Origin of the sequence: Herbidospora daliensis, assembly GCF_001570585.1 — a bacterium.
Classification (GTDB): Bacteria; Actinomycetota; Actinomycetes; order Streptosporangiales; family Streptosporangiaceae; genus Herbidospora; species Herbidospora daliensis.
The window spans coordinates 393,403-418,171 of record NZ_BBXF01000002.1; the positions used below are offsets into that span (position 1 = coordinate 393,403).

26 protein-coding genes are annotated in these 24,769 nt (G+C 68.9%); 11 read left to right on the forward strand and 15 right to left on the reverse strand.

Going from position 1 to position 24,769, the window contains the following annotated elements:
* Positions 1–20: 20 nt before the first annotated feature.
* Positions 21–395 (reverse strand): hypothetical protein, encoded by a 375-nt coding sequence (locus AW274_RS40080; RefSeq protein WP_157519894.1) that lies wholly within the window; start codon positions 393–395, stop codon positions 21–23.
* 432 nt (positions 396–827) lie between these two features.
* Here AW274_RS40080 and AW274_RS08055 point away from each other — a divergent pair, with 432 nt between their 5' ends.
* Positions 828–3,047: a rhamnogalacturonan lyase family protein gene (locus AW274_RS08055; RefSeq protein WP_157519896.1), complete on the forward strand. Its 2,220-nt coding sequence runs from the start codon at positions 828–830 to the stop codon at positions 3,045–3,047.
* Here AW274_RS08055 and AW274_RS08060 read toward each other — a convergent pair.
* Positions 3,044–3,229: a hypothetical protein gene (locus AW274_RS08060; protein ID WP_062430455.1), complete on the reverse strand. Its 186-nt coding sequence runs from the start codon at positions 3,227–3,229 to the stop codon at positions 3,044–3,046. The genes AW274_RS08055 and AW274_RS08060 overlap by 4 nt on opposite strands.
* Before the next feature lie 99 nt (positions 3,230–3,328).
* Positions 3,329–3,949, reverse strand: coding sequence for a hypothetical protein (locus tag AW274_RS08065; protein ID WP_157519898.1), 621 nt, complete (start codon positions 3,947–3,949; stop codon positions 3,329–3,331).
* 66 nt (positions 3,950–4,015) lie between these two features.
* On the opposite strand from AW274_RS08065, the gene AW274_RS08070 reads away from it, so the two are divergent.
* The 4 genes from AW274_RS08070 (at position 4,016) to AW274_RS08085 (ending at position 7,282) form a co-directional block, all read left to right on the forward strand.
* Positions 4,016–4,972 carry a TIGR03885 family FMN-dependent LLM class oxidoreductase gene (locus AW274_RS08070; protein WP_062430457.1) on the forward strand — a complete coding sequence of 319 codons (957 nt, stop codon included), beginning with the start codon at positions 4,016–4,018 and terminating at the stop codon, positions 4,970–4,972.
* A gap of 138 nt (positions 4,973–5,110) precedes the next feature.
* Complete coding sequence (locus tag AW274_RS08075; RefSeq protein WP_062430458.1) at positions 5,111–5,644, forward strand: hypothetical protein; 534 nt, start codon at positions 5,111–5,113, stop codon at positions 5,642–5,644.
* 172 nt (positions 5,645–5,816) lie between these two features.
* Positions 5,817–6,635, forward strand: coding sequence for a hypothetical protein (locus tag AW274_RS08080; RefSeq protein WP_062430459.1), 819 nt, complete (start codon positions 5,817–5,819; stop codon positions 6,633–6,635).
* 8 nt (positions 6,636–6,643) lie between these two features.
* On the forward strand, positions 6,644–7,282 hold the full coding sequence (locus tag AW274_RS08085) for a hypothetical protein (protein ID WP_062430460.1): 639 nt from the start codon (positions 6,644–6,646) through the stop codon (positions 7,280–7,282).
* Positions 7,283–7,291: 9 nt separating this feature from the next.
* Here AW274_RS08085 and AW274_RS08090 read toward each other — a convergent pair whose 3' ends face one another.
* Positions 7,292–7,657, reverse strand: coding sequence for a hypothetical protein (locus AW274_RS08090; protein ID WP_062430461.1), 366 nt, complete (start codon positions 7,655–7,657; stop codon positions 7,292–7,294).
* Positions 7,658–7,776: 119 nt separating this feature from the next.
* Between AW274_RS08090 and AW274_RS08095 the strand changes: the two genes are divergently transcribed.
* On the forward strand, positions 7,777–8,562 hold the full coding sequence (locus AW274_RS08095; RefSeq protein ID WP_062430462.1) for a hypothetical protein: 786 nt from the start codon (positions 7,777–7,779) through the stop codon (positions 8,560–8,562).
* Positions 8,563–8,567: 5 nt separating this feature from the next.
* On the forward strand, positions 8,568–8,948 hold the full coding sequence (locus tag AW274_RS08100; protein WP_062341008.1) for a roadblock/LC7 domain-containing protein: 381 nt from the start codon (positions 8,568–8,570) through the stop codon (positions 8,946–8,948).
* Here the strand turns inward: AW274_RS08100 and AW274_RS08105 are convergent.
* Complete coding sequence (locus AW274_RS08105; protein ID WP_062431788.1) at positions 8,945–9,820, reverse strand: DMT family transporter; 876 nt, start codon at positions 9,818–9,820, stop codon at positions 8,945–8,947. The two genes, AW274_RS08100 and AW274_RS08105, sit on opposite strands and share 4 nt — an antisense overlap.
* Before the next feature lie 93 nt (positions 9,821–9,913).
* Here AW274_RS08105 and AW274_RS08110 point away from each other — a divergent pair, with 93 nt between their 5' ends.
* Both AW274_RS08110 and AW274_RS08115 read left to right on the forward strand, forming a co-directional pair.
* Positions 9,914–10,474 carry a winged helix-turn-helix domain-containing protein gene (locus AW274_RS08110; protein ID WP_062430463.1) on the forward strand — a complete coding sequence of 187 codons (561 nt, stop codon included), beginning with the start codon at positions 9,914–9,916 and terminating at the stop codon, positions 10,472–10,474.
* A complete protein-coding gene (locus AW274_RS08115; protein WP_062430464.1) occupies positions 10,471–11,313 on the forward strand; it encodes an SRPBCC family protein in 843 nt (280 codons plus the stop codon). The genes AW274_RS08110 and AW274_RS08115 overlap by 4 nt, the downstream gene beginning before the upstream one ends.
* Here the strand turns inward: AW274_RS08115 and AW274_RS08120 are convergent.
* Positions 11,243–13,003, reverse strand: a complete 1,761-nt coding sequence (locus AW274_RS08120) for a phosphatidylglycerol lysyltransferase domain-containing protein (RefSeq protein ID WP_083973935.1) — start codon at positions 13,001–13,003, stop codon at positions 11,243–11,245. The genes AW274_RS08115 and AW274_RS08120 overlap by 71 nt on opposite strands.
* Complete coding sequence (locus tag AW274_RS08125; RefSeq protein WP_063813179.1) at positions 12,990–13,772, reverse strand: rhomboid-like protein; 783 nt, start codon at positions 13,770–13,772, stop codon at positions 12,990–12,992. Before AW274_RS08125 ends, AW274_RS08120 begins: the two co-directional genes overlap by 14 nt.
* Before the next feature lie 316 nt (positions 13,773–14,088).
* On the opposite strand from AW274_RS08125, the gene AW274_RS08130 reads away from it, so the two are divergent.
* Both AW274_RS08130 and AW274_RS08135 read left to right on the forward strand, forming a co-directional pair.
* Positions 14,089–14,589: an anthrone oxygenase family protein gene (locus tag AW274_RS08130; protein WP_062430466.1), complete on the forward strand. Its 501-nt coding sequence runs from the start codon at positions 14,089–14,091 to the stop codon at positions 14,587–14,589.
* A 19-nt stretch (positions 14,590–14,608) separates the two neighbouring features.
* Positions 14,609–14,830 (forward strand): RNA-binding S4 domain-containing protein, encoded by a 222-nt coding sequence (locus AW274_RS08135; RefSeq protein ID WP_062430467.1) that lies wholly within the window; start codon positions 14,609–14,611, stop codon positions 14,828–14,830.
* Here the strand turns inward: AW274_RS08135 and manA are convergent.
* The 8 genes from manA to AW274_RS08175 form a co-directional block, all read right to left on the reverse strand.
* Positions 14,827–15,912 carry a mannose-6-phosphate isomerase, class I gene (gene manA / locus AW274_RS08140; RefSeq protein ID WP_062430468.1) on the reverse strand — a complete coding sequence of 362 codons (1,086 nt, stop codon included), beginning with the start codon at positions 15,910–15,912 and terminating at the stop codon, positions 14,827–14,829. The genes AW274_RS08135 and manA overlap by 4 nt on opposite strands.
* A gap of 46 nt (positions 15,913–15,958) precedes the next feature.
* Positions 15,959–16,885, reverse strand: a complete 927-nt coding sequence (locus AW274_RS08145; protein ID WP_062430469.1) for an ROK family protein — start codon at positions 16,883–16,885, stop codon at positions 15,959–15,961.
* A 12-nt stretch (positions 16,886–16,897) separates the two neighbouring features.
* Positions 16,898–19,276 carry a glycoside hydrolase family 2 protein gene (locus tag AW274_RS08150; RefSeq protein ID WP_062430470.1) on the reverse strand — a complete coding sequence of 793 codons (2,379 nt, stop codon included), beginning with the start codon at positions 19,274–19,276 and terminating at the stop codon, positions 16,898–16,900.
* The gene (locus AW274_RS08155; RefSeq protein ID WP_062430471.1) at positions 19,258–20,040 is read right to left on the reverse strand and encodes an ABC transporter ATP-binding protein; all 783 of its coding nucleotides are present in this window, start codon (positions 20,038–20,040) and stop codon (positions 19,258–19,260) included. The genes AW274_RS08150 and AW274_RS08155 overlap by 19 nt, the downstream gene beginning before the upstream one ends.
* A complete protein-coding gene (locus AW274_RS08160; RefSeq protein ID WP_062430472.1) occupies positions 20,040–20,984 on the reverse strand; it encodes an ABC transporter ATP-binding protein in 945 nt (314 codons plus the stop codon). The genes AW274_RS08155 and AW274_RS08160 overlap by 1 nt, the downstream gene beginning before the upstream one ends.
* Positions 20,985–21,827, reverse strand: coding sequence for an ABC transporter permease (locus AW274_RS08165; protein ID WP_062430473.1), 843 nt, complete (start codon positions 21,825–21,827; stop codon positions 20,985–20,987).
* Positions 21,824–22,819 (reverse strand): ABC transporter permease, encoded by a 996-nt coding sequence (locus AW274_RS08170; protein WP_062430474.1) that lies wholly within the window; start codon positions 22,817–22,819, stop codon positions 21,824–21,826. The genes AW274_RS08165 and AW274_RS08170 overlap by 4 nt, the downstream gene beginning before the upstream one ends.
* A 65-nt stretch (positions 22,820–22,884) precedes the next feature.
* A complete protein-coding gene (locus AW274_RS08175; protein ID WP_232320034.1) occupies positions 22,885–24,606 on the reverse strand; it encodes an ABC transporter substrate-binding protein in 1,722 nt (573 codons plus the stop codon).
* Between the last annotated feature and the right edge of the window lie 163 nt (positions 24,607–24,769).

The window sequence follows — 24,769 nt, forward strand, 5'->3', positions numbered from 1 at the left end:
GCGGTAGGTCTGATTCAGGCTCAGGTGTGAGGCGGTGCGCGGGCCCGGTGTCCGGGGGCGCCGGCGACGTGGGCGGAGGTTGGCAGCCGCCACGCGCTGTGCACCTGAACCGGCCGATTATCTCTGACCAGAATCACCGGCACGAATTCGACGAGCAGATAATTTCTCGTTTGTTTTATCGTTCGCGTCACCGTGGCATCTCCGCCCGGCGCGAGATCGCCGGGCCACCACGGTAGATTGATGCGCCCGGTGATGGTCTCCTCAGCGTCGACCACCACGTCCGGCACCGGCGTCACCGACAGGGCAAGAGCCGTACCTGCGGGAACGAACAATCCGATGACGGCGAAGGCGAGCGAGACGAGAATCGCCCATGTTCTGCCGATCAGCCTGCCCACAACACACCCCCACAAATAGCGAGCTCATTTGATTTTCGCCCCGGGGGGTGGCGCCTTATTTAGTGACACCCCTGAACTACCCCCGGCGATCACGCCTGTAAACAAACTTCCGAAGAAAAAATTCGAGCGCCGCGATGTGGGCTTGTGTCCCTTTTTTCGGCGTCGGTACGCTGACTAAATCCGGATATCCCGGCGAAGGGTCAGCCATTGTCGGCCCCGCCCGACAGGTGCGCCGTGTGCCGACAGATCAGGCTTTCTCGTACGGTCCGGCGACCAATAAAAAACAGACATGAGACCCATGAGTCCGAATCGGCTGATCTGAACGTTTCAGTCACGACCTCGGATGACATTACGGCGATGTCGACGATGGTTGACCGGTTGAGTCTGGATTTCTACGTTCTGGGCCTGACGCTCCCCCAGATTGGACCGGCTATGAAACGTTTCGCCCTCGTCGCGGCAGGGCTGCTGGTGGCCGCGGTCGCCCTGCAAGGTCCGGCCACGGCGGCCGTGGCCTGCCGGATCGACTATTCCGTCGGCAGTTCGTGGCCGGGCGGCTTCTCGACCACCGTCACCGTCAACAATCTGGGCGACCCGATCGACGGATGGCGGCTGACCTGGTCGTTCACGGCCGGGCAGACGATCACCCAGGCGTGGAACACCGCCCTCACACAGAGCGGCGCGAACGTGACGGCCGACGACGCCGGCTACAACAAGCAGCTCGCGACGGGCGCCTCGACCGCGTTCGGCTTCAACGCCTCGATGAGCGGCACCAACAACCCCACGCCGACGAACTTCGCGCTCAACGGCGTCACCTGCAACGGCTCCCAGCCCAGCCCGACGCCGACCCCGAGCCCGACGCCGACGCCCACTCCGTCGCCGACCCCCACGCCGTCGCCCACGCCGACTCCGACGCCGAGCCCCACCCCGACGCCCACGCCCAGCGGCGCGAAGCAGGTCGAAGACCTCGACCGCGGGGTCATCTCGGTCCGCAGCGGCAGCGCGAACCTCGTGTCGTGGCGGCTGCTCGGCACCGAGGCCAGGGACACCTCGTTCAACGTCTACCGGTCGGGCACGCGCGTGGCCACCGTCTCCAACTCGACGAACTACCTGGACAGCGGGGCGTCGTCCGACGCGACGTACACGATCAGGGCGGTGAACGGCGGCGGGGAGGGGCCCAGCTCCGAGACGTCGTTGCGGTTCTCCAGCGGTTATCTGGACGTGCCGATCAGCCCGCCGAGCTCCAACTACACCGCCAACGACGCCAGCGTCGGCGACCTCGACGGTGACGGCCGCGTCGACCTGGTCCTCAAGTGGGAGCCGAACGACGCCAAGGACAACTCCCAGTCGGGCGTCACGTCACCGGTCTACGTCGACGGGGTCAAGCTCGACGGCACCCGCCTGTGGCGGATCAACCTGGGCCGCAACATCCGCGCCGGGGCGCACTACACCCAGTTCCAGGTGTACGACTACGACGGCGACGGCCGCGCCGAGGTCGCCATGAAGACCGCCGACGGCACCGTCGACGGCCGAGGCGCCGTGATCGGCAACGGCTCGGCGAACTACGTGAACTCCGGCGGCTACATCCTGTCGGGCCCCGAGTACCTGACCATGTTCAACGGCCAGACGGGCGCCGCGATGTCGACCGTCGACTACGTCCCGGCCCGGGGCACCGTCTCGAACTGGGGCGACAACTACGGCAACCGGGTCGACCGGTTCCTGGCCGGTACGGCCTACCTCGACGGCCAGCGCCCCTCGCTGATCATGTCCCGGGGCTACTACACCCGGGCGGTCGTGGTGGCCTGGGACTTCCGCAACGGCACGCTGTCCCGCCGGTGGACCTTCGACTCCAACAACGCCACCTCCTACGCGGGCCAGGGCAACCACCAGCTGTCGATCGCCGACGTCGACGCCGACGGCCGGGACGAGATCGTTTTCGGCGCCGCCGTCATCAACGACAACGGCAGCGGCCTCTACAACACCGGCCTCGGCCACGGCGACGCGCTGCACGTCGGCGACCTGAACCCGGCACGGCAGGGCCTGGAGATCTTCAAGGTCAGCGAGGACTCCTCGAAGCCGGGCTCGTGGATGGCCGACGCGCGGACCGGCCAGATCCTCTGGCAGACCGCGTCGGGCGGCGACAACGGCCGCGGCGTCTCGGGCGACATCTGGGCCGGCAGCGCGGGCGCCGAGTCGTGGTCGGCGCGCGACACCACGCTCCGCTCGCCGACCGGCGCCTCGCTGGGCCGCGAACCTTCGTCCATCAACTTCCTGGCCTGGTGGGACGCCGACCCGGTCCGCGAGCTGCTCGACGACGTGCGCATCGACAAGTACGGCACCGGCGGCGACACCCGCCTGCTGACCGGCTCGAACGTGCACTCCAACAACGGCACCAAGGCGACCCCGTCGTTGTCGGGCGACATCCTCGGCGACTGGCGGGAAGAGGTGATCTGGCCGACCAGCGACAACCGGGCGCTGCGCATCTACTCGACCCCGATCGCCACCTCGGTCAAGATCCACACACTGATGCACGACCCGATGTACCGCGTCGCGCTGGCCTGGCAGAACACCGCCTACAACCAGCCACCCCACCCGAGCTTCTTCATCGGCGACGGAATGGCGACCCCGGCCAGGCCGAACGTGTACGTGCGCTAGTTGCCGATCTCGCCCTTGCGGTTGCAGCGGGGGCAGATCCGGTAGCGGCCTTCGAGGACGCTGGACGGGAGAGTGCCCTTGCCTCCACAGCGAGGGCACTTCCTGAGCGGGTTGTTGGTCGCCGCGACGTAGAACACGAAGACGACGGCGAGGATGAACAGGACGGGCATGAGCGAGGCCACGGGACTCCCCTTTCGGGAGAGCTGCTGGACACCCAGCGTGCCGACCTGAGCCGCTTCTGTGCACTTCCCTGTTAGCCAGGACAGCACATAAATACCTTTTTAGTCGGCGATGTAACTCACCGAGTTCACGTAGTAGCCGGCCGCCTTCGTGCCCCGTACGTGCAGGAACATCGCGCCGCCCTCGTAGGAGTAGGCGCAGCTGTAGCCCTTGGGCTCCTTCGAGCAGCCCTGCCAGTAGTAGGGCACGCCGGTCGGGTCGTACTTGACGGCGAAGCGGGTCTTGATGGCCCCGGCCGTGGCGATCTCGCGGGCGCGGTTCTTGGCGCCGAGCTGCCAGTAGCGGTAGAAGGTCTTCGCGACCGTCGAGGGCGAGGTGACGTGCTGCGACGTGTAGACGGTGGTCACCCTGGAGTTCTTGACGACCATGAGGAAGCCGTTGAGGTCGCCCGGCACCTTCACGCTCGTGTGCACGAATCGGCACGTTCCAGAAGCGGTGCAGCCGGCGAACTTGTCGGGGGCGCGGAACTTGTACGCGAGCAGCTTGTCGACGACGTCGGGGGCGGCCCACTTCAGCATCGCCTTCCGGTCCTTCTTGACGAAGCCCTTGAAGACGTTCTTGGCGACGGTGGCGGGAGCGGGCGCCGCGTTGGCGGGGGCGGCGACGGTGAGCAGGGCGGTCGCGGTCACCGCGGCGCCGGCTAACAGTGATCTTGAGGACATGGGGCGAGCTTAGAGCCGTCCGCTTTACACCCGATAGCGGATGACTTGCCGGGGTAGTCGATAGAGATGGCGATCTACGGCTTTCACGCCTCCCATGAGCAGGTTTCCCCCAGTGATCTTCTGGACGCCGTCCGTCTCGCCGACGAGGCCGGCTTCGCGATGGCGATGTGCTCCGACCACATCGCGCCCTGGAGCGCCCGGCAGGGCGAGTCGGGGTTCGCGTGGTCGTGGCTGGGCGCGGCGTTGCAGGCCACGACCTTGCGGTTCGGCGTGGTGAACGCGCCCGGCCAGCGTTACCACCCGGCGATCGTCGCGCAGGCGATCGGCACGCTCGCGGCGATGTTCCCGGGCCGTTTCTGGGCCGCGCTCGGCTCGGGCGAGGCGTCGAACGAGCACGTCACCGGCGACCGGTGGCCGCGCAAGGAGATCCGGCAGCAGCGGCTGCGCGAGTGCGTCGACGTCATGCGGGCCCTGCTGAACGGCGAGGAGGTCAGCCACGACGGGCTCGTCACCGTCGACCGGGCCCGGTTGTGGTCGCTCCCGGCGGAGCCGCCGAAGCTGGTCGGCGCGGCGGTCAGCGTGGAGACGGCCAGGTGGGTGGCCGAGTGGGCCGACGGGCTCATCACGGTGAACAGCCCCCACTCCAAGCAGGTCCTGGACGCCTACCGCGAGGCCGGCGGGCGGGGCCCCGCTGCCGTACAGGTGCATCTGAGCTGGGCGCCGACCGAAGACGAGGCGCTGGCGACCGCGCACGACCAGTGGCGGTCGAACGTGGTCGGACCGCCCGGCAGCTGGGACTTCGACAGCCCGGAGATGTTCGACAGCGTGGCGCGGTTCGTCACCCCGGAGGAAGTGCGCAAATCAGTCTTCGTCTCCGCCGACACCGCACAGCACGCCGAGTGGCTGCGGGGGTACGCCGACGCCGGTTTCGACGAGGTCTACCTGCACCACGTGGGCAAGGAGCAGACCCGGTTCATCGAGACATTCGGCGCGAAAGTGCTGCCCGAGCTCACTACAGGGTGATCGACCAGGAGTGGCCCCGCAGATGGTCAAGATCTCCTCTGACCTGCGCGCGGAGCGCCGGGCTGCGAATCGTCAGCGATCTACGCTCGCGCTGACTTGTTCGCATCCCGGTGTTTCCGGGCGATGTGAGGATGACCAATGCGGTTTCTCAAATATGTGATCGGCATGGCCATGGCGCTACTGGTGGGTTCGGTCGCCCCGGCCCACGCGGCCGACACCATCGTCACCTTCACGATCACGGGCGGCGCGCTCACCATCAGCGCTCCGGCAAGCGTCAACCTCGGCAACACCGCTGCGGGCGCGACCCTCCAAGGGACGATCGGCCCGGTCACGGTGAGCGACCTGCGTGGCACTTTGCTCGGCACCTGGACCGCCAGCGTCACTTCGACCGACTTCACCACTGGTGGCGGCACCGCGAACGAGACGATCGCCAAGGCCAACGCCGCCTACGCCTCGGGCCCGGCCACCTCGACCAGCGGCGTCGGCACCTTCGTGCCCGGCCAGTTGACCGTCCTGCTGGCCCAGCCGCTCTCCGCCACGGTCACCGCGTTCACCGCGACCGCGCTGATCGGCAACAACACGGTCACCTGGAACCCGACCCTGCGCGTCACCATCCCGAACTCGGCCGTCGTCGGCACCTACACCGGGACGGTGACCCATTCGGTGGCGTAGCCGCGCCGCTCTTCACCGGATCCTGATCTCGCCCCTCCTGGTTCTGCTTCCCGTCCTGGCCCTGACCGGCCGGGCGGACGCGGAGCAGGAGGGCCAGGTCGGGATCCGGCTCGTTGAGGCGCCACAGGACAGATCAGACGATCCGCGCGCGCGGGCCTACATCGTCGACCACGTGAAGCCGGGGACCGTGATCCACCGGCGTTTCGCCGTGAACAACACCTCCGCCAAGCCGCAGACGTTGTGGTTGTACGCGGCCGGAGCGGAGATCAAGAAGCGCAAGTTCGACTTCCTGCCGGAACAGACGGCCAACGAGTTGTCCTCGTGGATCGCGTTCGACCGCCCGGCGGTCACGCTGCCACCCGGCGGCGAACGTTTGCTCAAGGCCACCATCCGGGTGCCGCAGACGGCCTGGAAGGGCGAACGGTACGCCGTCATGTGGGCCGAGGCCCGCGCGCCGGCGACGAAGGAACGCAACGTCCAGATCCACAACCGGGTCGGCATCCGCGTCTACCTCGACGTGGGGAGCGGCGGCGAACCGCCGACCGACTTCCGCGTCGACAAGATCTGGGCCGGCCGCGACCAGGCCGGGAAGCCGCGCCTGGAGGCGCAGGTCAGCAACATCGGCATGCGGGCCGTCGACATGACGGGTGAGCTGCGGCTGTCGGAGGGACCGGGCGGCACGTCGGCCGGGCCGTTCGAGGTGACGACCGGCGTGACCATGGCGCCCAAGGACGTGGGACAGGTCGAGGTCCTCCTCGATCCCTCGCTTCCGGCGGGGCCGTGGAAGGCGGATCTGGAACTGACGAGCGGACGTACCACCAGAACCGCGAGCGGGACGGTCACGTTCCCCGCCGCCGTCAACACGACGGCCGCCGTGAAACTGAGCAGCACCGCCTTTCCCTCGCTGACCGCCCTGCTCACCACAGCCGGGGCGCTCGCAGTGGCGGGTGGTGGCTACCTCATCTGGCGACGGGCCCGGAGGACACCGTGAGACCACGCGTGACGGCGACCCTGGCGGCAGTGGTCGCCGCCGTCGTGACAGCCTTCCCCGCCATCGCGGACGACCAGGCCGATCCGCCCGTGGACGACACCGTCGTCGTGGGCGGAACCTCGGGCGGCGTCCTGGATGGCACACAGGAGAAGTCCGCCCAAGGTGGCCCGGCCCGTCGCAAACCCCGCGCTCATCCGGCGAAACGGCTGGCTCTCGCCGGTCTGGCCATCACCGCCCCCACGTCCAGATCGCTCGGCAGCGGCACGATCGGCGGCCAGTTCTCGTCCCAGCTCGGCGCGGTCACCGTGGTGGACGATCGCGGCCTGTTGATCCAGCTGAGCTACACGGCCACGGTGAGCACGACCAACTTCACCACCACGATCAACGGCAACACCTCGACGATCTCGAGACCGAACATCTCCTACTGGTCGGGCCCGGCGACCGCCGCCTCTGGCGTCGGCGTGTTCACCCCCGGCCAGCTCACGGCCGCGAACGCGGTCGCCCTCACGGGTAACCACACGGCTTTCGCCGTGACATTGGCGGTGGGAAATACGTCGGTCAGCTGGAATCCGACAGTAATTGTCAGAGTTCCGTCATCAGCGGTCGCTGGTTCCTATTCGGGCACCATCACCCATTCGGTGGCGTGACAGGAGAAATTACAGGCTCATCTGCCGTTCGATGTTGCGCAGGTTGTGGCGGGCGAGCGCGAGGTTGGCGCGGTCGCGGTCGAGCACCAGGTAGAGGAACAGCTGTCCGCCGGGGGCCTTGAGCAGCCGGATGATGTGATATTGCCTGTTCAGCGTGATGAGAATGTCCTCGATCTCGTCGTCGAGGGCGAGCGAGGCCATGGTGCGCAGCTTGGCCCGCACGACCTCGGTGTTACCGGCTGCGGCGACTTCGAGGTCGAACTCGCGGCCGCCGCCGATCGTGCCGAGGCTCATGCCGCTGCCGTAGTCGACCAGCGCGGCGCCGATCGCCCCGTCGATGGCCATCGCCTCTTTTAGGGCGGTTTCGATGTTCATGCTGCCTTATCCAATGCTGTTGTGCGTGCAGGGACATAAGGTAACTCTTGCGGCCTCAGATAGTGAAGGGCACAAAAGTGTCATCGCACGACCTCGATCACCCCGTCGGTGTCGATTCCATGCTCCGGCTGGGCGAACCCATCGACGGCTCTCATCTGCTGCGCGTCATGGGGAGCCCCGGCGGGATCGTCCACGTACGCGACGGGCTGGTCGTCGCGGCGACCACACCGGCGTCCCCCGGACCGGAATCCCTGCTGATCCGTTCGGGACGGGTGAGCGAGACGGCCTGGAACGAGGCCTTCACCGCGGGCGCCCCCGACGACCGGCTGGCCGCCGAACTGGTCGCCCGGGGCAGCGTGGGGGAGGCGGGGCTGGAGGCCGTCTGCCTGTCGGCGGTGTTCGACGCGGTCTTCGCGATGGCCCTGTTCGGCGTGGAGGACAGCCAGCCCGAGCCGACGGACGACAACGACGTGCCGCCGCCTTTACCGGTCGTGCCCGGCATCGAGCGGGAGCGGCTGGCCAGGGAGACGGCCCGCCGGCTGGCGATCACCGAAGAGTGGCGTGAGCTGGGCATCACCCCGTTCATCCGGCCCACGGCGGTGCGGCCGATCCCCGCGCTGACGATCGCCGCCGATCACCTGCGCCACGAGATCCTCACCAAGGCCAACGGGCGGCGCACGCCCCGCGACATCGCGTTCGCCCTCGGCCAGGGCCTGTTCGTGGTGATCAAGGAGATCGCCGCCCTGGTCAGAGAGGGCCTGCTCACCATCACCCCGCCCGCTCCCCAGGTCGACGACCGCAAGGAGCAGTCCGGAGCACAGGAGGAGCGGCGGCAACCCCTGCTGCCGCGCCGCCGGCCGGGCACCAGCAAGATCGCCAAGTTAATGGGCGCCGACGAAAGTTAAGAACCATGGCACAGAACGCTCTGAAGGCAGAACTGCACTCCCTGCGCGACCGCGTGACGGGGGTGATGGAGACGGCTGTCGCCACCGTTGACGGTCTGCTCGTCGTCGCCGACACCGACGGCGTCTCCCCCGAGACCGTCTCGGCCCTGTCGGCCGCGACCCTCGGTCTCGGCAAGCGCTTCGGCTACGAAGTGGGCCTCCACGAACTGCGAGAGGTGGTCATCCGCTGCCGCGGCGGCTTCATCGTCGTGTACGCCGTGGGCTCCATCGCGCTGCTCGCGATCCTGGGCGACGAGGGACTCGACGTGGCCCGCCTGCACGTCGAGTCACGGCCGACCGTCGAACGCCTGACCCACCTGCTCGTCGACGAACGGGCCCGCGCCTAGGAGACAGCCGTCTTGCGCCGCGAGACGGCCACACCCGCCAGGCAGAGCGCGCCGCCCGCCAGGGCCAGCCAGGTCGGGGTCTCCCCCAGCAGCACCCACGCCATCACGATCACGATCGCCGGAACCACGTAGGTGGTGGCGCCCATCTTCCCCGCGGTCGTCCTGGCCAGGGCGTACGCCCAGGTCGTGAAGGCCAACGCTGTTGGGAAAACGCCGAGGTAGATCAGGTTCAGCGTGGCCGACAGCGGCGCGTCGGCGGCCTGGCCGATCAGCTGCCCGGCGAACGGCAGGCAGGTGACCGCGCCGATGAGGCAGCCGAAGGTGGTCACCTGCAACGCGGAGGCGTGCCGCAGCGCGGGCTTCTGCACGATGGTCGCGATCGCCCACGTCACCGCGGCGACCACACAGAGGGCCACGCCGAGCACCGAGGCCCCGCCGCCCTCGGACATCGAGTAGCCGACGACGACCGCGCCGGTGAACGACACGGCCATGCCGATGAGCAGCCGGCGGGGGAAGCCCTCGTTGAGGAACAGCCCCGACAACAGGGCGATGATGATCGGCCCGATGTTGACGACCATGGCGGCCGTCCCGGCGTCGACCTCCTGCTCGCCCCAGTTGAGGGCGATCATGTAGATCCCGAACCAGAGCACGCCGGAGATCGCGATCCCCGGCCAGGCGGCACGCGGCGGCAGCCCTTCACGCCGGGCCAGCAGGATGACCACGAGGGTCAGCGACCCGGCCAGCATCCGCCCGAGGGCGAGGGCTCCGGGGGAGTACGAGAGAACGGCGTGCCTGATGGCGACGAACGCGGACGCCCAGAGCACCACGGTCACCCCCGCGGCGATGAGGGCCCTGCGGTCGGTTTGTTCCACGGTGGGCACTTTAGGGGGACACCTGGCCCCCACGCATCACGGTTTCGCGCCCTATTGACAAGGAAGTTTTTTACGTACAAACTTGTTTTTGCGATGAGAGACGTCCTGTACCTGGAAGAGATCGAGCAGGCCGAGGCCCTGCTCAAGCCACAACGCATCGACGTGCTGCGGCAGCTCGCCGAGCCGCGCACCTGCGGCGAGGTGGGCGCGATCTTGGCGCAGACCCCCCAGCGGGTCTACTACCACGTGAAACGCCTGGTGGAGGCCGGGCTGGTCGAGCAGGTGTCCGAACGGAAGGTGCGTGGCATCTCCGAGGGCATCTACCAGGCCACCGCCCGCTCCTACTGGCTTTCACCCCGGCTCGTCGGCCACATCGGCCTCGGCCGGGCCCGCGACGAGCTCAGCCTTGGTCACCTCCTCGACCTGGTCGAAGAGGTCCAGGCCGACATCGCCGCACTCGACCGATCGGTTCCCGAGCTGCCGTCGATCGGCGTCTCGGGCGACATCCGCGTCCCACCGGAGCGCCGGCCGGAATTCCTGGCCGAGCTCCAGGCCGTCCTGCAGCGCCTGTTCACGAAGTACGGCGGAGCTGAGGGCGACCCTTTCAAGCTCGTCGTGGCCTGTTACCCCAACCAGCAAGGAGAAGAGTCATGACCCAGTCCCCCACCTCCGCCGTCCGGATCCAGGCCCCGCTCAAGACGGTGTTCCACGCCTTGACCGACCCCGCCGAGCTGCGCGTCTGGTTCGCCGAGCACGCCGAGGTCGACCTGCCGAACCGGTACGACTTCTGGGGCCGGCACACCCTGGAGGGCGACGCGCCCCACCAGCGGGTGCTGGAGGCGTCCGACGAGCACATCAAGTTCGCCTGGACGCTCGACGGCACCGAGACCACCACCGAGATCCGGCTCACCGAGACCGACGGCGAGACCCTGGTCGCGGTGTACCAGTCCCACTTCGACCGCAACCTGCTCTTCTCCGGCAGCACCAGCCCGCTCGTCGCGCTGGAGACCTTCTGGGCGCTGGCGCTCGGCAACCTCGCCGACCATGTCGAGGGCCGCACGCTCGGCCCGAAGGTCGACTACACGGCGAAGGTCGGCGAGTTCAGCGCGACGCTGACGGTCGACGCCCCGGCCGACCGCGTCCGCACCGCGCTGACCGACTCCGAGCAGGCCACCGCGTGGTTCGGCTACCCGATCGGGATCGAGCCCGAGGTCGGCGGCCGGTTCGCGATGGGCGGCCTCGAAGCGGCCGGCGACCACGCCGCGAGGTTCGTCTCGCTCGACGCCACGTCGGCGACGATCGACTGGGGCGGCATGGTGACCAGCTGGGAGCTCGAGGGCTCCGGCGGCCAGACCACGCTCACGTTCGTGACCAGCGGGTTCGACGCGGCCAACCCGCCCTACGCCGCCTGGGGCGGCTGGCTCAGCGGCCTGGTCGAGCTGCGTCGCTACCTGGAGCAGCCGAACTGGCGGTCGGTGTTCGTCCAGAACTGAGCATCCGGGGCAGGCTCGGCGGCTTGAAGAAGCCTTCGGCGATGGCCGAGGCGATGCCCACCCTGACGAGGTCGCGGGTGTCCCCGTACGCGAGGAAGCGGGGCACCCACTCGGGGTGATACTTCACGTTGGCCCGGTAGAGCGCTTCGAGCTGCCACCAGCGCGACAGGAACAACAAGGTGCGCCGCCAGGCCCGGATCACCGGGCCGGCGCCCATCCTCGCGCCCTCCTCGAAGGCCGACCGGAAGACCGCGAAGTTGAGCGAGATCCGTTCGACCCCGAGCCAGCCGGCGTTCCGCACCAGCCCGGCGACCATGAACTCGACCAGGCCGTTCTCGGCCGTCCGGTCTCGGCGCATCAGGTCGAGCGAGAGCCCCCGGTCGCCCCACGGCACGAACGAGAGCAGTGCGGCCTCGTCGCCCTCCTTGCTGAGGCTCTCGACCAGCACGCAACCGGCGTCGAGCGGGTCGCCGAGACGGCCGAGGGCCATCGAGAAGCCGCGTTCGGTCTCGGTGTCGCGCCAGGCGTCGGCGCGTTCGCCGATCAGGGACATCTCCTCGGGGGCGATGTCGCCGTGGCGCCGGACCCGCAGCTGGTAGCCGGCCCGTTCGACCCGGTTGGCGGCCTGGCGCACGCCGCGCATCTCCCGGCCCTGCAGGCTGAACTTCTTGACCTCGATGACGGCCTCGTCGCCGAGTTCGAGCACCTTCAGCCCGGCCCGCTGGTAGGCCCTGGCCCCTTCGGCGCCGCAGCCGATGGCAGCCGGGGTCCAGCCGAACTCCCGCGCCTGGCCGATCCACGCCCTGATCGCGTGGTCCCACGCCTCGGGGTCGCCGAGCGGGTCGCCGCCCGCCAGGGTCACCCCGTTCACCACCCGGAACGACACGGCGGCCTTGCCGCTCGGCGAGAAGATGGCGCTGCGGTCGCGGCGGGTGGCGAAGTAGGCCAGCGAGTCGCGTTCGCCCAGCAGGGCCCGGAGCCGTTCCTCGTCGCCGGGCGCGAGCACGGCCCGCTGCCGCTGCGACCGGAACAGCACCCCGAAGGCCACCAGCAGCGCGATCGCGCTCATCAGCCCGATCAGGAACGCGACCCAGGCCGGCGGATGGCCGTAGCCCTCGACCTCGATGACCCCGCCGAGCACCCGGCTCAGCACCCAGATCGCGCGGGCCGACCGGATCAGGTCGCCGGGGAAGAAGAAGGCGAGCAGGAAGCCCACGACGTAGGACAACCCGAGCAGCGCGATCAGGGTGCCGGTGGCCTTGCGGAACGAGCCCGCCTGCGTCCTGGCGAAGAACTCGCCCCGCCCCCACCACAGGTAGCCGATCAGGATCAGCGCGATCGCCCCCGAGACCAGCACCTCGCTGAACAACCGCCCCCGGTCGGGCACCTCGGCCATCGGCGCGACCGCCACCAGCGGCGTGGAGATCACGCTGAGCAGCACCGAGAACGCCAGCAGCAGCACCAGCAGCCGCCAGGCCACCCGTTTGCGCCGCGCCAGCGCCCCCGCGAGCAGCCCGAGGAAGGCGGCGTAGGCCAGGTTGGGCGTGAGCGGCACGGCGTAGTCGTCGACCAGCGCGGTCAGCGGCCGCGCCATCTCCCGCAACGGCGGCACGATCGCGATGGCCGCCGAATAGACCGCCAGCACGGTCAGCACGATGGACGCCACCCGCGGCACGTCAGCCCGCGCCATCGTTTCCCCCCAAGACCGGCGACGAAGGGGACATACCCCATTTTCCCAGGTCAAAAGCGGGTGGTGGACGCGGCGGCGCGACCCGCAGGCAGATCAACGCGGCCGCCAGACCACAGGCGGTCGCCAGCGGATGCCCCAGATCCCACACGGTACGGCTGATCACGATCGGCGCCCCGACACCCACCGTCAACGCGATGATCCAGGCCGCCCGCCACCGCCCGTGCATCAGCACCACGGCGGCCACCACCCCGGCGACCATGATGTAACTGACCCCGACGTCGGTGGACACGGCCAGCCGCGCCGGAGCCAGCCCGTTGGTGATGGCCCGATACTCCACGAGCGCCGTCAGCAGCGACCCGAACACGTGCCCGCAGAGCCCGATCACGATGATGCGCGGCGTGCCGTAACGCTGCTCGGCCCAGGCGACGACGGTGGCGTACACGATCACGTAGAAGGCCAGGAACGCCCCGCGATCCGACACCCAGAGCGCACTGTCGGCCAGCACCACCAGCGGATTGTCCGAGAGCCGCGCCAGATTGGTGCTCTGGAAGGTCGTCAGCACGTCGATCAGATCCGGCGGCCCGGTCCGCTGCAGAACCGTCGAACTCGTGAACACGACCACATAGGTGAACGTGGCCGGCGCCGACAGCACCCACTGATGCGCGAACCGCGTATAGGGCGCCCCGGCCGTAACCGCCCGCCGCGCCCAGGGGGACCACCGAGACACCCCCCGGAGGAGATACCAGCCCAGGGTGACCAGCACGAACACCAAACAAAAGATCATGCGGCACCTCGGCTTCCCCCTGTGGTCGGAGACATGTCCAACCCCCAGTCGGATACGCCGGACACACCCCGGTCTTTACCGTCAGAACGTGACCAAGAGGGGCCAAACCCAGTCGTAGCGCCGACCAGTCGTGGCTTGGCCGCGTCCGGGCCTGGACTGAGGAGCGCAGGAGAGCGAAGCGAACCGGAGCGACGAGGGAAGGCCCGGACTGGAAGCGGCCAAGCCCGCCGCGCCGGAGGCGCGGCAATAGACACAGCAAGCCCGCCGCGCCGGAGGCGCGGCCATTAAACAGGGAGGTCTCATGTTCGTGCTCACCGTTGTCGTCGCCGGGCTCGCGTTGTTGCTGATGGGCAATGTCGCCGGGTTGTTCTACGCCTACTCCGTGTCGGTCATCCCCGGGCTCAACGCCACGCGGGCCGATCATGCCGTCGCGGCGATGCAGCAGATCAACGTCAAGATCCTGAACCCCGTCTTCTTCGCCTCGTTCATCGGGGCGCCGATCGTCGCGGCCGTCGCCGGGGTGCTGCTGCTGAGTTCGGGGCAGCGGGGGGCCGCGATGTGGTTCTTCGCGGCGACGGCCGTCTACGTGCTCGGGTCGTTCGTGCCGACGGCGATCGTGAACGTCCCGTTGAACAACGCGCTGCTGGCGGTGGGGGAGATCACCGATCCGGCGCGGGCGGCGCAGGTCTGGGCCGAGTTCGCGCCGAAGTGGGCGCCCTGGAACCACCTGCGCGCCGTGGCCAGTTGCGCGGGGCTGCTGCTGACGGGGGCCGGGCTGTTCGTCTGGGCGGGGAACCGCTGACCCTCCCTATGCTGGGGAGGTGCGCGAGACCTTTGAACTGGATGACGAGTTCATCCCGCTCTGTGACCTGCTGAAATATCTGTCCATCGCGGAGAGCGGCGGCGAGGCCAAATACCTGGTCGCCGAGGGCTACGTGCTGGTCGACGGCGAGGTCGAACTGCGCAAGCGGTTCAAGGTCCGGCCCGGCCACGTGGTGAGCGGCGACGGCTTCGAGATCGAGGTCGTCGCCGCCGCACACTAGTTCTGGCGCGGTTCGGCCACGAAGACGACGCCCTGGCCCGACACCTCGAAGGTGCCCGCCGAGGCGGCGTGGAAGGCCGAGTCGCCGGGCCGCAGCTTGGTCTCGCCGGCCAGCACGACCGCTCCCTCGACGCAGACCGCGATCCGGGGCACGCCGCCCGGCAGGGTGCGGCCCTCGCCGGGGACGATGCGGCGCAGCTGGAACTCGGGGCAGTGGGGCAGGTAGAGGTCGCCGACGGGCACGATCTCGGCGGGCTGCTCGTCGGCGTCGGTGATGCGCAGCAGCTCGTCGACGTCGATCGGCTTGGGGGTCAGCCCGGCCCGCAGCACGTTGTCGGAGCTGCCCATGATCTCCACGCCGAAGCCGCTCAGGTAGGCGTGCAGCACCCCGGCGCCCAGGTAGATGGCCTGGCCGGGAGCCAGTTCGTGCTGCCGCATGAGCAGCGGCGCGAGCACGGCCGGGTCGGCCGGGTAGCTCTCGGCGAGGGTCGCGACCAGCGGGTCGCAGGAGGCGCGCACCACGTCGGCGACCAGCGCGGGCCGCTCGTCGGCGGGCCATTCGAGCAGCACCCGCAGCGCGCCGAGCACGTCGCCGGCGGCCAGCCGGTCGACCACCGGCCGCAGGGCGGGCAGTTCGAGCGCCCCGACCAGGGCCGCCGACTCGGGGCCGGGCCGGAAACCGGCCAGCGCGGAGAACGGGGTCAGCGCGACGATCATCTCGGGCTTCGGCCACGGGTCGGAGTAGTTGGCGTCGCCCCGGAGGAACCCCTCGGACGCCTGGTCGAGGGTGGGGTGGACCTGCATGGACAGGGCGGCGTCGACCGCGATGAGCTTCATGAGGTAGGGCAGCCGCTCGCCGAACCGCTCGACGACCTCGGGCCCCAGCTCACCGGCGGGGTCGGCGGCGATGACCTCGGCGAGCGTGCGTTCGACGCCGTCACGCGTCAGCCGCGACGGGCCGGAGGGGTGGGCGCCGAGCCACATCTCCGCTTCGGGTCCGGTGGCGGTGCGGCCCGTCAGCGCGGCGATGGCCGTGCGGGAACCCCATCCGTAGTCCTTGATCGGGTTGGTGAGCAGGTCCACGTCGTCTACGTCCTCAGGAATCGGGGTGTCGTTCCCGACCAGGATGTCAGGCGCGCCCGAGTGCCAGGGCCGCCGCTCCGAGCAGTCCGGCGTCGCGGCCGAGGCTGGTCGGCTCGACCTTCAGGCGGCGCAGGAACTTGAGCCCGGCCTGGTCGGCCACCGCGCGCCGCAGCGGCGTGAGCAGGGTCGTTCCGGCGGCGGCCACCCCGCCTCCCACGACGACATTGTCGACGTCGAACAGGGCCGCCGTCGTCAGGATCGCGGTCGCCAGCGCGCCCGCGGCCCGGTCGAACGCCTCCACGGCCACCGCGACGCCGCGTTTGGCGTCGGCGGCCAGCGCCCGGCTGTCGACCGGCCGGCCGGCCCAGAAGGTCGGCTCCACCGCCTGCTGCCAGCCGTTGGCCAGCGCCCACCGCACCATCGACGGCCCCGACGCGATCGTCTCCACGCACCCGACGGCCCCGCACCGGCACGGCTCCCAGCCCTCGCCGGCCCGGATGTGCCCGATGTGCCCGGCGTTCCCGGTCGGCCCGAGGTGCGGCTGCCCCTCGAACACCAGCCCGCCGCCGATGCCGCTCGACACGACGATGCCGAGCAGCGCGCCCGCGTGGAACCGCCCTCTCCACCACTCGCCCAGCGCCATCAGCTGCCCGTCGCCCGCGAGGTGCACCGGCACCCCGGGCAGCAGCTGGGCCACCGTCTTGACCAGCGGGAAGTCACGCCAGACCGAGATGTTGGCCGGGCTCACCGTGCCCCGCACCGCGTCGAGCGGCCCGGCCGAGCCGATGCCGACGCCGGTCAGGCCCTCTTCCGAGATGAGCCCCGGTACGACGATGCGCGCCACGATGTCCTTCAGCGTCGCCGTGGGGTCGGGGCCGACCGGCATCTCCAGCTTGGCGGTGATCGCCCCGGAGGGTTCGACCGTCGCGGCGAAGAACTTCGTACCTCCGATGTCTATCGCCAAGACGGTCATGGATTCCCCTGTCTATTCGTTGACGCAGCGGAGCACCGGGTAGGCCGTCAGGGCCTCCGGGCCGAGATCCTTCCCGGTCACGACGAAGGTCGCGGTCTCTCCGGGGAGCAGGGTGACGAGCATGTCGTCGACGACCGCGGCCGGGTCGAGGCGGTCGGGGAACAGAGCCAGGTCGCGGACCAGGGTGCGGGCGGTGACCTCAACCCGTACACCGTCGCTGAGCTGCTCTGTCGTCACGTCGTAGCTGGCCTGCGGCAGGTCGTCGGTGTGGAACCTGAGGGCCCGCAGGTCGCCGACCGAGGCGCTCACCAGCTCCTTCGACAGGTCGCCGGGCGTCATCGAGGCGGGCAGCGGGACGGTCATCGCCGAGCGCGGGGCCAGCCTGACCGGGAACCGTTCGCGGGCCAGTTCCTCGCCGTGGACGGTCAGCCGGACCACCGACAGGTCGGCCTGCCATTCATCGGATGTGTCGTTGACCACCGCGACGGTCTCGTTGTCCTGGAAGGTGACGAGACGGTCGGCGAAGCTGCGGCGCATGGCGTACCAGAGCGGTTTTCTGCGGCCGTCGCCGTCGACGGCGGCCCACGACGTGACGGGCCAGCAGTCGTTGAGCTGCCAGACGATCGTGCCCATGCAGTAGGGCGTCAGCGAGCGGAACCGCTCGACGCCGAACGCCATCGCGTGGGCCTGGTTGAGCTGGGTGTAGTAGTGCCAGTCGTCGAAGTTCTCCGGCTGCGGCAGGTGGCCGCGGAGGCCGCGCAGCAGCTTCTTGTTGCCGTCGAGCGCCTTCTGGTGGTGCAGCACGCCCTTGGACGTCGGCGTCAGCGGCTCGTCGGAGACGGCGCGGCGCAGCGTGGCGTACGTGGGCGGGCCCTGGAAGCCGAACTCGGCGACGAAGCGCGGGGTGTAGGTGCCGTAGAAGGTGTAGTCCTCGCGGTTCCAGACCGTCCAGATGTGGGTGGTGCCGCGTGACGGGTCGTTCGGCGGGGCGTCGGGGCTGCCCGAGTAGGGCGAGCCCGGCCAGTAGGGGCGCGTCGGGTCGAGCTCGGCGACGATCGCGGGCAGCAGGTCGAAGTAGAACCCGGCGCCCCAGCTCCGGCCGTCGAGGGTGTCCTGCCAGTTCCAGTCGGCGTGGCCCTCGATGTTCTCGTTGTTGCCGCACCACAACACCAGCGATGGATGGCTCGACAGGCGGGTGACCTGCTGGCGGGCCTCCGCCTCGACCTCGGCCCTGAACGGGCCCTCCTCGGGGTAGGCGGCGCAGGCGAACGGGAAGTCCTGCCAGACCAGCACCCCGAGGGCGTCGGCCTGGGCGTAGAAGTCCTCGCTCTCGTAGAGGCCGCCGCCCCACACCCGCAGCGTGTTGGCGCCGGTTTCCACAGCCTGTTGAAAACGTTCGGCGACGCGCTCACGGGTGACCCGGTTGGGGAAACAGTCGTCGGGGATCCAGTTGAAGCCCTTCATGAAGACCGGCTCGCCGTTCACGACCAGCCGGAACGCCTCGCGCTCCAGGACCACCGACCGGAAGCCGATCTCACGCGCCCACACGCTGTCGCCCGCGGTCACGGTCAGCGTGTAGAGGGCCTGCTCGCCGTGGCCCCGGGGCCACCACAGGTCGGGCTCGGGCACGGTCAGGGTGATGACGGCGGTGCGCTCGCCGGGCGCCAGGCGTACCCGGTCTTCGACCCCGGCGACCGACGCGGTCACGGTGAGCGGCGCCTGGGCGGCGCGGTCGACGGTGACGTGGACGCGCACCTTCCCGTCGCGCCCGTCGAGCGTGACCAGGGGGCGGACCTCCGCGAGGCGCGCCGACGACCAGGTCTCCAGGTAGATGGGCCGCCAGATGCCCGAGGTGACCACGGTCGGGCCCCAGTCCCAGCCGAAGTTGCAGGCCATCTTCCGGATGAACTGGTAGGGCTCGTCGTACGCGCCCGGCCGGTCGCCGAGCGCGGCCCGCTGCTTCTCGGCGTAGCCGTAGGGCGCCTCGAACAGCACCTTCAGCGTGTTGCGCCCCTCGCGCAGCAGGTGCCGGGCCGGGAAACGGTAGACGCGGTGCTGGTTGGCGGTCTGGCCGATCTGCACCCCGTTGAGGATCACCGTCGCGGCGGTGTCGAGGCCCTCGCAGACGAGGTCGGCCCGTTCGTCACCGGGGTCGGTCCAGTCGAAGGCGGTCTCATACGACCAGTCGGTGCGGCCGATCCACTTGAGCCGGTTCTCGTTGTCGTCAAGGTAGGGGTCGGGGATGACCCCCGCGTCGAGCAGGTCGGTGTGCACGCATCCCGGCACCGTCGCCGGCAGTCCCGCCACGACCGGGCGGGGTTGCCCGGTCGACGAAACTGCGGTGACGGTCCATCCTTCGTGCAGCGTCCTGATCACGACGCGTCCTCCCATTTCGTGTGCAGTTGCGGCACCGACGCCAGCAGCTTCCTCGTATAAGCGTGCTCCGGCTGCTCGAACACGGCGTCGGTGGGTCCGTACTCCACGATCCTTCCCTTGTGGAGCACGACGGTCCGCTCGCTGATGTAGTTGCCCAGCGCGAGGTCGTGGGTGATGAACAGCACCCCGAGGCCCCGCTGCTTGAGGTCGGCCAACAGGTTCAGCACGTCGATGCGGGTGGACGCGTCGAGCATCGAGATGATCTCGTCGGCGACCAGGTATTCGATGTCGAGCAGCAGCGCCCGCGCGATCAGGAGGCGCTGGAGCTGGCCGCCGGACAGCTGGTGGGGGAACTTGTTCAGCACCGCCCCCGGGCTGAGCCGGACCGCGTCGAGGGCGGCCTCGATCTTCGCGGTCCACTCCTTGTCGGGAACCCCCTTGAAATAGACCTCGCGGATCATCGTGAAGACCCGGTCGGCCTTGAAGACCGGGTTGTAGGAGCTGAACGGGTCCTGGAAGACGCCCTGGACCTTGCGGTAGTAGTCGCGCTTGCCGATCTGGCGTACGTCGCGGCCGTCGATGGAGATCGTCCCGGAGGTCGGCGGGAGCAGCCGGAGCACCATCTTGCCGATCGTGCTCTTGCCCGAGCCGCTCTCGCCGATGAGCGAGACCACCTCGCCCGGCTTGATCTCGAAGCCGGCCTCGTCGACCGCCGTCATGGTCTGCCCGCCGAACGCGCCGATCCGGTAGACCTTGGTGACCCCGTCGAGTTTCAGCATCAGGCGGCCTTCCAGCAGGCGACGACGTGGTCCTTCTCGACCTCGACCGGGGGCGGGTCCTCGGCGCACTTCTCGAACGCCAGCGGGCAGCGGGCCCTGAACCGGCAGCCGGGCTCGGGCTTGAGCAGCGACGGCGGGTTCCCGGGGATGCCGGTGAGGCGCTTGTCGGCGTACCGCACCCCGACCTCGGGCAACGAGGAGATCAGCAGTTGGGTGTACGGGTGCTTCGGCGCGTTCACCACGGTCGAGGCCGGGGCCTTCTCGGCCAGCTTCCCGGCGTACATGACCATGATCGTGTCGGCGAGCTGGTTGGTGAGCGAGATGTCGTGCGTGATGAAGATCATCGACTTCACGAAGCCGCGGTCACGGAAGCCCTTCAGCGTGGTGACGACGGCCTTCTGGGTGGAGACGTCGAGGGCCGAGGTGATCTCGTCGGCGATCAGCAGCGACGGGTTGAGCAGGGTCGAGATGACCATGACCATGCGCTGCTTCATGCCGCCCGACAACTCGATCGGGTACTTGCCGAGCACGTCCTTCGGCAGCTCCACGAGTTCGAGGCGTTTGTGCAGCTCGTCGAGGTCGAGCTTCTCGCGGCGCGATTCGAGCAGCTCCCTGACCATGCGGCCGATCTTGCGGGTCGGGTTCATCGCGCTCATCGAGTACTGCGGGATGAGGGAGACCTGCTTGAACCGGTAGGGGTTCATCTTGGCGTCCTCGCCGATCGGCAGCACCTGCCCGTCGAGGGTCACCGAGCCGCCGACGTGCTTCATCCGGCCGTCGAGCCGGATCAGCGCCTTGCCGAGGGTGGTCTTGCCGCAGCCCGACTCCCCCGCCAGGCCCAGGATCTCGCCGTCGCGCAGGCCGAACGAGACCCCGTCGAGGGCTTGGACGTCGCCCTTCAGGGTCCGGTAGTAGACCCTGAGGTCGTCCACTTCCAGGGTCATCTACAGCTCCCTCAGCTTGGGGTTGAACACCTCGTCGAGGCCGACGTTGGCGACGTACAGGGCGCCGACGATGAGGGTGATGCCGGCCCCGGGTGGGACGAACCACCACCAGAGGCCCAGATGCATCGCGCTCCACTGGTGGGCCTGTTGCAGCATCAGGCCGAGGGACACGGCGTCGGTCGGGCCGAGGCCGATGAAGTCGAGCGACGAGGCGATCAGGATCGAGCCGCCGAACAGCAGGATGAACGTGAGCAGCAGGTAGGAGCTCATGTTCGGGGCGATCTCGCGGGCGATGATGCGGCCCGACCCCACCCCGCTGAGCCGGGCCAGGTCGACGAAGTCGCGTCCGCGCAGCGAGAAGGTCTGGGCGCGGATCGACCGGGCCGCCCACGGCCACTGCGTCAGCCCGATGAACAGGGCCTGCATGCCCGCGCTGCGCACGCCGATGTAGGCGTTCAGGATGAACAGCACGGCCAGCGTCGGCAGCACCAGGACGATGTTGGTGAGCATGTTGAGGATCTCGTCGATCCAGCCGCCCTTGTAGCCGGCCAGGAACCCGACGACCATGCCGATGACCGCCGCGATGCCGCCGCCGAGCGCGCCGACCAGGAACGTCGTGCGCAGGCCGTGCACGAACTGGGCCCACAGGTCCTGCCCGAACGTGTTGGTGCCGAGCCAGAACTCCGCGCCGGGCGGCTGCATCTGCATGCCGACGTACTCGCTCGGGGGTTTCTCGATGAAGAACGGGCCGATCACGCCGATGCCCAGCAGGACCAGGATGATCCCGGCCCCCACCAGCAGCTTCGTGTTGCGGACCGCGAAGTAGAGCGCCTCCCACCTCATGCCGCGGCACCCGCCATTCCGACTCGCGTCCGGGGATCGACGATCACGTAGACCACGTCGATGATGAAGTTGGCGATCAGCACGCCCAGCACGATGAACAGGAACGCGCCCTGGAGCAGGAAGAAGTCCTTGTTCTGGATGGCCGCCAGGATCAAAGACCCTAGTCCTGGGTACGAGAACACGATCTCCGTCACCAGCGCGCCGGCGACCAGCACGCCCAGTTGCAGCGCCAGACCGGTGATCTGCGGCAGCACCGCGTTGCGGAAGGCGTACCGGCGGATGAGCTTCTGCGGGGCGCCGAGCGCCGACATGTAGTTGGCATAGTCGGATTCGAGCTCGTAGATGATCACGTTGCGCATGCCGATCGCCCAGCCGCCCAGCGCGACCAGGAACAACGACGAGAACGGCAACAACCAGTGCCAGAGCAGGTCGGCGAAGAAGTCCCACGTGAACGAGGGCGTCATCGAGAAGCTGTAGCCGCCGGCCACCGGGAAGATCCCCCACACGACGCCGAAGCCCCAGGCCATCAGAGCGGCCAGCCAGAGGTAGGGGGTGGCGGTGAGCACGTACGAGACCGGCAGGACGGTGTTGTCCAGCACCTTGCGGCGGGCGGCGAGCGCGCCGAGGCGGTTCCCGACCACCCAGCTGAGCAGGATCGACGGGACGAGCAGCGCCAGCGAGTAGGGCACCGCCCGGGTGAGCAGGTCGGCGACCGGCGTCGGGAACGCCCACAGGCTGATGCCGAAGTCGCCGCGGAACAGGGATCCCCAGGAGTTCAGGTACTGCTGCCACCAGGGGAGGTCGAAGCCGAACAGGTTGTTGTAGTAGACGCGCAGGGCTTCCTGGGCTTCGGGCTGCGCGACCCTGGCCCGGGCCAGCATGCTCGCGACGGGGTCACCCGGCATGAGGCGCGGCACCAGCCAGTTGACGGTCACGGCCATGAAGAAGGTCAGCCCGTAGATGAGCAGTTTCCTGCCGAAATAGCGACGCAAGAGGGGTTCTCCCTAGGGTGGCCCTCCCCGGCTTCGCAGTGCCGGGGAGGGCCGAGACGGGTTGGCTAGGGAGCGACCGGCTGCAGCGACGCGAGCGACTCGAAGCCGCCGAGTTCGAGCCAGTTACGCCACATCGTGGGCGCCGACTTGGGCGCGCTGCCCTCGCTGGAGGGCCAGTTCTTCCAGACGCTGCTGCTGACCTGCGACCAGAGGCCGTTGTACCAGAGCGGGATCACCGGCATCTCGTCGAGCATGATGCCCTCGATCTGCGAGGCGACCTTCTTCATGCCCTCGACGTCGTCGGTCTTGACGCCGTCGAGCTGCTGCACCAGCTTCCAGGCTTCCTCGTTCTCGTACCGGCCGAAGTTCACGGTGTTCTGCTGGGCCTGGACGGGGAGCTGGAAGACGTACTCGAAGTAGGTGTACGGCGAGTTCGAGAGCTGCCGCTCGTTGTTGATGACCAGGTCGAACTTGCCGGAGTTGCGGGCCTCGACGAGGGCGTTGTAGTCGGGGAACTCGGCCTCGACGTTGATGCCCGCGGCCTTGGCGCCGGTGGCGATGACCCGGATGGCCTCCATCCAGTCGGTCCAGCCGGCCGGCACGATCAGCTTGAGCGAGATCGGCGAGCCGTCCTTGTTCTCGACCATGCCGTCGCCGTTGCCGTCCTTGTAACCGGCGGCGGCGAGCATCTGCTTGGCCTTGTCGGTGTCGAAGGCGAAGCCCTTCTGACCGACGACCGCCTGGTCGACGAACTGGTCCCACTGCGGCAGCAGGCCGGTCGGGCTGGCGGGCTTGACGAGGTTGCCGTACACACCCTCGACGATCTTCTTCACGTCGACCGAGGTCGCCAGCGCCTTGCGGAACGCCGCGTCGTTCAGCGGCTTCTTGGTGGTGTTGGGCACCAGCCAGGCGGTGTTGGCCGAGAGCATGTAGGGCGGCTCGGGGTAGAACGTGCTGATGCCGAAGGTGCCGGTGACCAGGTTGGCCGCGCCCGGCAGGAAGTTGTTGGAGAGGTCGAGGCCCTTCTGCAGCAGCAGGCCCATCGCCACCTCGTTGGAGGAGTTGACGATGTCGACGATGTACTTCGGCTTCGGGTCGAGGTTCAGCTGGGCCTTGCCCCACCAGGCGTCGTTCTTCACCCACGCGACGCGGTCCTGGTCGTGGCTGTGGTACTTGTACGCGCCGGTCCCGACGGGGTTCTCGTTGATCCCGTCGAGGACGTCCTTCTCGGCCCGGCCCTCCCAGATGTGCTTGGGCACGATCGACCGGCTGTAGATGTTGAAGTCCCACTGCTGGTAGTTGGCCTTGGAGAAGCTGAAGCGCACGGTCGACGCGTCGGGCGCCTCGACGCCCGAGAGCCAGTTCCACAGGTTGTGGTAGGGGACCGTCTCCATCTTGCCGAGCTCGAAGGTGAACTTCACGTCGTCGGCGGTGAACGGCTTGCCGTCCGACCAGGTGATGCCCTGCCGCAGTTTGACCTCGTACGTCGTGTCGTCGACCCACGAGCCGCTCTGGGCCAGCCACGGGGTGAGCTTCCCGGCGACCGGGTCGAAGTGGAACAGCGTCTCGTAGACCAGGCCCTTGGTGCCGGTCGCGGAGTCCCACTCACGAATGGGGTTGAAGTTCGCGGGCGGCCCCCACTGGGTGCCGCTGGTGTAAAGCGTCTCGTTCCGCGGGAAGGCGCCACCCTCGGCGGCCGGAGCCGGTGCGGCCGGCGCCGTCGCTTGCGGAGCCGGGGTGGGGGTGCCGCCACTCGTACACGCGGACGCGAGTAAGCCCGCGGCCACGATAGGGATCAGAAACCGGGTAGCGCGGTTCCGCATCGTCTCTTCTCCTTGCATCCACACACATACTGGCCAACCCCGATGGGTCGGCCGGTGGGAGCCCCCGGCCGACGTGTTGGGAGCGCTCCCAAGGGAGATCCCAATGCGTGATTCATGGCTGAACCGG